The sequence below is a fragment of the Weissella thailandensis genome, from assembly GCF_005405465.1.
Lineage (GTDB): Bacteria > Bacillota > Bacilli > Lactobacillales > Lactobacillaceae > Weissella > Weissella thailandensis.
In genome coordinates this window covers 1-7,483 of sequence record NZ_BJEC01000033.1, presented here as the reverse complement: position 1 = coordinate 7,483, position 7,483 = coordinate 1, and the positions used below count along the sequence as shown (strand labels likewise).

Sequence of the window (7,483 nt, the reverse complement as noted above, 5' to 3'; positions counted from 1 at the left end):
AAATACTAGACCCAAATTAAATTACCGTTTAACAATCCACTCTGACCAGGGATTCCAGTATCAAAATTATGAATATGTCTCACGTTTGCAGAACAACCATGTGTTTCAAAGTATGAGTCGCAAAGCGACCTGTCTAGATAATGCTATGGCGGAGAGCTTCTTTCATCTCTTGAAGGTAGGAACTGTCCATAATAACCATTATCAAAACTATGACGAGCTGAAGTCTGCCGTCAATAATTATATCTATTACTACAACAATAAACGGATTAAAACAAAGCTGGCCGGAAAAACTCCGGTTCAATACCGAAGTCTTTCCGACCAGCTAGTTGCTTAAACTTCTCTCCAATTTTTGGGGTTCAGTTCACAACCTTTTTTTATTATGGTTCAAAACGATTTTTGTCGCTTTGTGAAGTTGGTTGACAATTGTCAGCGCAAAAGTGATACAATGGCGTACTAAGCGGATAAAACATAAGGTTAATGGGAGGAAAGCAAATGAAGTTGCTCAAGCCTTTTATCGGGCGCTATAAACTTGATTTGACAGTTGCTATTTTGATGGTTGCTATTGCATCAGTGGCGATGCTGTTACAACCAACATTACTCAGTAATATTGTACAAGCAATTACAGATGACAATATGGAGAAAGTGAATAAGATTGGGACGCAATTGTTGATACTAGCAATCATTGGATTGGCTGCTGGTATTTTGAATACGATTTTTGCTGCCCGGGCATCACAGGGGATTTCAGCGGATGTCCGTGAAAGTGCCTATCGTAAAATTCAAACATTTTCATTTTCAAATATTGAAAAATTTTCAGTTGGGAACTTAGTTGTTCGGCTAACGAATGATGTGACCCAAATTCAAAACGTATTAATGCTTGTATTACAGCCATTGATGCGTATGCCAATCTTATTTATTGGTGGCTTTATTTTAGCCGTACGATCAATTCCGCAACTATGGTGGATCATCATTTTGATGGTCATTCTGGTCGGCGGTATTTCGTACTTTGTTGTTAAAAATTTGGGAAAACGCTTTGGAAAAATTCAATGGTTGATGGACAAAGTTAATGCTAAGGCAAAAGAAAATTTGCAAGGTATGTGGGTCGTTAAATCATTCAATCAAGAAGCTAATGAAGAACAGCGTTTCACGAATGTCTCAAACGAATTGCGTGATGTTAACATTCAAATTGGTTACTTTTTTGCATTGATTATGCCAGCCTTTATGTTTGTCGGTCAAGGTCTAATGGTCGTTGCGATTTACTCAGTTGGTAATATGGTCAATACGCAACCTGAGTTATTGGCGCAAATCACTGGGTTTACCAATTATATTATGATTATTATGAACGCTATTATTGTTGGTGGAATGATGATGTCATTTGCCACCCGTGCGTTTGTATCGATGGGTCGTATTCAATCAATTATGGATACTGAGCCAACCTTTACTTATGATAACGACAACGAACAAAACTTAGATGGCCGCGTTGAATTTGATGATGTGTCATTTACTTATCAAGATGACGATCAACCAACGCTAAAGCATATTAGCTTTAAAACAGCGCCTGGTGAAATGATTGGAATTGTGGGTGCCACGGGTTCTGGTAAATCAACTTTGGCACAGCTGATTCCACGTATTTATGATCCGAGCGCCGGAACGGTGAAGGTCGGTGGCGTCGATTTGAAACATGTTAATGAGCATTCATTACGTGAGGCCGTTTCTTTTGTATTACAAAAAGCGACATTGTTTTCTGGAACAATTGCTGATAATTTGCGCCAAGGAATGTCCACTGCACAATTGAAAGATATGAAACGGGCGGCCAATATTGCGCAAGCATCAGAATTTGTGGAGCAATATGATGATCAATATGAACATGTTGTTGAGGAACGCTCAGCTAATTTTTCTGGTGGTCAAAAACAACGTTTGTCAATTGCCCGTGGTGTAATTGGCCAACCTAAGATATTGATTTTAGATGATTCAACATCCGCATTGGATGCTCGGTCTGAAAAGCTAGTTAAACAAGCATTGGATGAACAGTTAAGTGATACGACCACGTTTATTATTGCAGAAAAAGTTTCTTCAGTGATCAATGCGGATAACATCTTGGTTTTAGATAATGGTGAGATGGTTGCTTATGGACCACATTCAGAATTGATGCAAACTTCACCAGTTTATCAAGAAATATATGCAACCCAAAAGGCAAAGGAGGCAAAGAACAATGAAGAATAATGTTAAAGAGTCTGCAAAATTCTTTGCCCATTACTTGAAACACTTTAAAGTCGCTTTGTTTTTTATTCTAGTACTAACGATTTTAGCAACTTGGTTGCAAGTTAAAGCGCCAGTTTATATGGGACGTTCAATCACTGAATTGTCAAAGTATTTGATGGCTTATCTTAATCCGGTAACCAAAAGTCGAGCCAGTTTAGGTGATTTCCATCAAGCATTATTGCTATTTGGATTGTTTATTTTGATGATTTTGATTGCTTTACTCCTTAACGGATTGCTACAAGCTATTGTGGCGCCTAAATCAGTGAATGATATGCGTACCGGTCTATTTGCCAAACTGCAACGTATGACCGTACGTTATTTTGATAACCATCAGGATGGTGAGATTTTATCGCGCTTTACATCAGATTTAGATAACATTTTTAATGCCATGAATAATGCCTTGTTCCAGATTTTGCAACAAGTCGTGATGTTTATTGGTGTTATCTGGATGATGTTTAATGAGAGCCCTAAAATGGCGATGGCAACGATGGCGACAACGCCGCTTGTTATCATTGTTGGGATTGTCATTATGATTCAGGCGAAGAAATATGTTGATATCCAACAAGCTGAAGTTGGTCATTTGAATGGTTACATTAATGAACAAATTAATGGTGAAAAGGTCATTATTACGAATGGTCTGCAGGAAGATTCTATCAACGGCTTTGTTGAACATAATGAAAAAGTTCGCCGAGCTATGGTCCGTTCACAAGCTTGGTCAGGTGTTCTTAATCCGATTATGCAAGGACTAGGTTTGTTTAATTTGGCGATTGTTATTTTCTTCGGTGCCAAGCTATCGTTAACCGGGGATGTAGCTTCACGTGCGACTGGCTTAGGTTTGATCGTCACTTTCGTCTCATTCTCACAACAATACTTCCAACCCATTTCGCAAATTACTTCATTATATAATATGATGCAACAAGCGATGACCGGTGTTCACCGGTTGAATGTTATCTTCGACCAAGATGAAGAAGTTAACCCTGAAAATGGGGTTAAATTTGATGGTGTGAAGCGCAACGTCAAATTACAAGATGTACACTTTGGTTACAATGAGGAACGCGAAATCATCCATGGTATTGATATCGATGTTGAAAAGGGTGAGATGGTTACGTTAGTTGGCCCAACGGGATCAGGTAAAACAACCGTCATGAATTTATTGAATCGTTTTTATGATGTGACGTCGGGTGCGGTATTGTTTGATGATGTGGATGTTCGTGATATGAACATCAAATCCTTACGTGATAATGTCGGAATTGTTTTACAAGAATCAGTTTTATTTACGGGAACAGTTCGCGATAATATTGTATTTGGAAAAACTGATGCGACGGATGAAGAAGTGATTGATGCTGCCAAACAAGCAAATATTCATGATTTCATCATGACCCTTGAAAATGGTTATGAGACAGAAGTTTCTGATGAAAATTCGGTGTTTTCTACGGGACAAAAACAATTACTGTCGATTGCTCGTACAATTTTGACACAACCAGATTTGTTGATTTTAGATGAAGCAACTTCTAACGTGGATACAGTGACCGAAGAAAAAATTCAACGAGCAATGGATAATGTTATTGCTGGCCGAACAAGCTTTGTCATTGCCCATCGTTTAAAGACTATTTTGAATGCTGACAAGATTGTTGTGTTGAAAGATGGTCAGATTATCGAACAAGGTAATCATGAAACGTTATTAGCGAAAAATGGTTTTTATGCCGAATTATATAAGAATCAAATGGTCTTTGATTAATAGGGGAAGGGGCTAAGAATGGATTGTATAAGGGCATTTTAGTGTCGTTTCCCTCTTGTGAAATGGATTACGATTGTGGTGAATTCACAGAAATTTAAAATAATTTTAGGCTGTTAAAATAATTTTAATTGCTGAACCTGTTACTGATGTTGATAAGTGACAGGTTTTTTTATATGTCATTGATTGCATATAGTCAATCAATAAATACTTTGTTGGCAACGTTTACGCTAATTAGCGTGATTATTTATGATGACAGAAAGCATTGGCTTATTTGTCTTTTTGTTTGTTAATAAGCTATTTTTCACTGTTATGTGAATCGTTTTTTAAAAAAGAAAAATTATTGCTTAGTTTTATGAAATTTGTTAAATTGGATAAGTTGCTTAAGGAAGAATTAAGTTTAGAGCAATTATAAAATTTAATAAATTAGGAGGTATTTTCGTGTTAAAAGTCGACGACTTAACGGTCGCTTATGATAACGTGCCAGTATTTACAGACTTGTCGGTACATTTTGCTAAAGGCAAAATTACCGGAATAATTGGTCCTAACGGTGCTGGTAAGTCAACGTTAATTAAGGGGGCCCTGGGGTTGGTGCGCCATACTGGTAAAGCAACCTTAGATGGTGCAGCTGTTACCCATGTACGTAAAAAGATTGCTTATGTTGAGCAACGTGCAGCCCTGGATTTGACATTTCCTATCAGTGTTTTTGAGGTGGTTTTAACTGGTACATACGGTAAGTTAGGATTATTCAAAAGCCCTGGTCATAAGGAAAAGGAATTGGCAAATGATGCTTTAAAGCAAGTTAACTTGTCTGAGTTTAAAAATCGTCAAATAGGTGAATTATCAGGTGGGCAATTACAACGTGTCTTTGTGGCGCGGGCCATTGTGCAGCAAGCTGATGTTGTTATCCTGGATGAACCATTCGTAGGAATAGATGTGAAGTCTGAAAATGAAATCATGAATGTCCTACGTGGTTGGCGTGACAGTGGTAAGTCAATTATCGTTGTCCACCATGATTTAAACAAAGTGGCTGCTTATTTTGATGACTTATTGATTATGAATCATGGCATTATTGCTCATGGTCCCGTTGAAACGGTATATACAAAAGAAAATGTCTCACACGCTTTTTCTGCTGATCTAAGTGCCGTATTGTTTAATCAGAATACGGAGGCCAAATAATGACAAGTATTGTAGAATTTGCGCACGCATTGGGACATTATAATTTCCTTCAAAGCGCCTTGATGGCTGCTATTATGGTCGGAATTACGTCAGGAATTATTGGTAGCTTTATTATTTTACGTGGTATGTCATTGATGGGGGATGCGCTTTCTCATTCTGTCTTGCCTGGAGTTGTCGTTGCTTATATGTTGGGTATCAATATCATGATTGGTGCGACAGTATTTGGAGTTGTCGTAGCCGTATTAATTGGTTTCGTGGCCGCTCATAGTAAGCTGAAAAATGATACGTCAATTGGAGTTGTCTTTTCTGCGTTCTTCGCATTAGGATATATTTTAATTTCAATGGCGCAATCGTCAACTAACTTGCATCATATTCTATTTGGAAACGTATTGGCTGTTTCTGATTCAGATTTGATTGATACATTTATTGTCTTAGCAGTTGTTATTATTTTTGTTTTGGCCTTTTTCAAGGAACTCCAAATTACTTCGTTTGATAACACATTTGCTAAATCATATGGTTTGAACACAAGTGTTGTTCATTACGGATTAATGATTGTTTTGACATTAGTGACTGTGTCAGCTTTGCAAACAGTTGGTATTATTCTAGTTGTTGCGATGTTGATTACCCCAGCGGCGACCGCCTTCCTTTGGACAAACCGTTTAGGACATATGCTATTTATATCATCAAGTTTCGGTGCAGTGGCTTCTTTCATTGGATTGTACCTATCATATACGATGAATTGGGCATCTGGTCCAGCGATTGTTATGGTTGCTGCCATCATCTTCTTGATTTCATTCGTTATTGCGCCAAAGCAAGGTTTTCTTGCCAAGTTAGGAGTTAAAAATGATAAAAAAGCTTAGTGCAGCTATTATTGCCTTATTAGTAGTCGGCGGAGGTATCTTCGCATTTGTTAACGGTCGTGGTGATCAAAAATCAGAAGAGAATCAGAAACTGAAAGTTGTGACAACCAATTCTATTTTGGAGGATATGGTTAACCAAGTTGCTGGTGATGATGTGGATGTATATAGTATTGTTAAACGTGGTACGGATCCACACGCCTATGATCCAACAACTGATGATATTGCAGAAGCAACGGATGCTGATGTGTTGTTCCATAATGGTTTGAACTTAGAAACTGGTGGTAGTGGTTGGTTTAACAAGTTGACTGATACTGCAAATAAACATGATGGTAAAGAAGTTTTCGCTGTTTCAAAGAACGTTAAACCATTGTATTTAACAGCCGCTGGTAAAGAAAATGAAACTGATCCCCATGCTTGGCTTGATATCAGTAATGGTGTAAAATACGTTAAATTGATCAACAGTGTTCTTAAGGATAAGGATCCAGATAATGCTAAGGATTACCAAAAGCGTACTGATGCCTATGTTGAAAAGCTAGAAAAGTTACATAAGGAAGCTCAAAATAAGTTTTCTGATATTCCTGAAGAGCAACGTTTGCTAGTAACATCAGAGGGAGCCTTTAAGTACTTCTCAAAGGCATATGGTATTAAGCCAGCTTACATTTGGGAAATCAATACTGAGTCACAAGGTACACCAGAACAAATGAAACAAGTCTTGGCTAAGATTGATCAATCAGAAGCAAAGTCATTGTTTGTTGAGACTTCTGTCTCACCAAAGTCAATGAACAAAGTTTCAAAGGAAACTGGTTTGCCAATCCATTCAAAGATCTTTACAGACTCATTGGCTAAGAAGGGTACCCAAGGAGACACATACTATGACATGGTTAAGTGGAATATCGACAAGATTCATGATGGTATGTTAGGAAAAGAATAACTATTTAATATAGTAAAACTGAAGTGAAACTCAGTGAAAAAAGATAGCTAGAACAAAGATTAATTTCTTGTTCTAGCTATCTTTTTATTATGTGATACGCGTATATGAAATGTGCTAAATTATAATTAATGAATCTTATACAAAAAAGCCGAGACTGAACTGAACCCCAAAAATTGGAGAGAAGTTTAAGCAACTAGCTGGTCGGAAAGACTTCGGTATTGAACCGGAGTTTTTCCGGCCAGCTTTGTTTTAATCCGTTTATTGTTGTAGTAATAGATATAATTATTGACGGCAGACTTCAGCTCGTCATAGTTTTGATAATGGTTATTATGGACAGTTCCTACCTTCAAGAGATGAAAGAAGCTCTCCGCCATAGCATTATCTAGACAGGTCGCTTTGCGACTTATACTTTGAAACACATGGTTGTTCTGCAAACGTGAGACATATTCATAATTTTGATACTGGAATCCCTGGTCAGAGTGGATTGTTAAACGGTAATTTAATTTGGGTCTAGTATTT

At 37.5% G+C, this 7,483-nt stretch carries 7 protein-coding genes; 6 read left to right on the top strand and 1 reads right to left on the bottom strand.

Features of this window, described 5'->3' with window-relative positions; translation table 11 throughout:
• The 6 genes from FFM62_RS09860 to FFM62_RS09835 form a co-directional block, all read left to right on the top strand.
• Positions 1-334: IS3 family transposase (locus FFM62_RS09860; RefSeq protein WP_137604531.1), on the top strand; the 334-nt coding region annotated here is incomplete at its 5' end.
• A gap of 158 nt (positions 335-492) precedes the next feature.
• On the top strand, positions 493-2,220 hold the full coding sequence (locus FFM62_RS09855; protein ID WP_115471746.1) for an ABC transporter ATP-binding protein: 1,728 nt from the start codon (positions 493-495) through the stop codon (positions 2,218-2,220).
• The gene (locus FFM62_RS09850) at positions 2,210-3,997 is read left to right on the top strand and encodes an ABC transporter ATP-binding protein (RefSeq protein ID WP_115471745.1); all 1,788 of its coding nucleotides are present in this window, start codon (positions 2,210-2,212) and stop codon (positions 3,995-3,997) included. Before FFM62_RS09855 ends, FFM62_RS09850 begins: the two co-directional genes overlap by 11 nt.
• A gap of 438 nt (positions 3,998-4,435) precedes the next feature.
• A complete protein-coding gene (locus tag FFM62_RS09845; RefSeq protein ID WP_115471744.1) occupies positions 4,436-5,173 on the top strand; it encodes a metal ABC transporter ATP-binding protein in 738 nt (245 codons plus the stop codon).
• Positions 5,173-6,033: a metal ABC transporter permease gene (locus tag FFM62_RS09840; protein WP_115471743.1), complete on the top strand. Its 861-nt coding sequence runs from the start codon at positions 5,173-5,175 to the stop codon at positions 6,031-6,033. The genes FFM62_RS09845 and FFM62_RS09840 overlap by 1 nt, the downstream gene beginning before the upstream one ends.
• Positions 6,020-6,964, top strand: coding sequence for a metal ABC transporter solute-binding protein, Zn/Mn family (locus FFM62_RS09835; RefSeq protein WP_165845938.1), 945 nt, complete (start codon positions 6,020-6,022; stop codon positions 6,962-6,964). Before FFM62_RS09840 ends, FFM62_RS09835 begins: the two co-directional genes overlap by 14 nt.
• Before the next feature lie 185 nt (positions 6,965-7,149).
• Here the strand turns inward: FFM62_RS09835 and FFM62_RS09830 are convergent.
• The coding region (locus FFM62_RS09830) for an IS3 family transposase (RefSeq protein WP_137604540.1) at positions 7,150-7,483 on the bottom strand (334 nt) is incomplete at its 5' end.

Bases quoted from the DNA above. Each gene is read 5' to 3' on its own strand.
- FFM62_RS09855 (WP_115471746.1), top strand. From the start codon at position 493: ATGAAGTTGCTCAAGCCTTTTATCGGGCGCTATAAACTTGATTTGACA.
- FFM62_RS09850 (WP_115471745.1), top strand. From the start codon at position 2,210: ATGAAGAATAATGTTAAAGAGTCTGCAAAATTCTTTGCCCATTACTTG.
- FFM62_RS09840 (WP_115471743.1), top strand. From the start codon at position 5,173: ATGACAAGTATTGTAGAATTTGCGCACGCATTGGGACATTATAATTTC.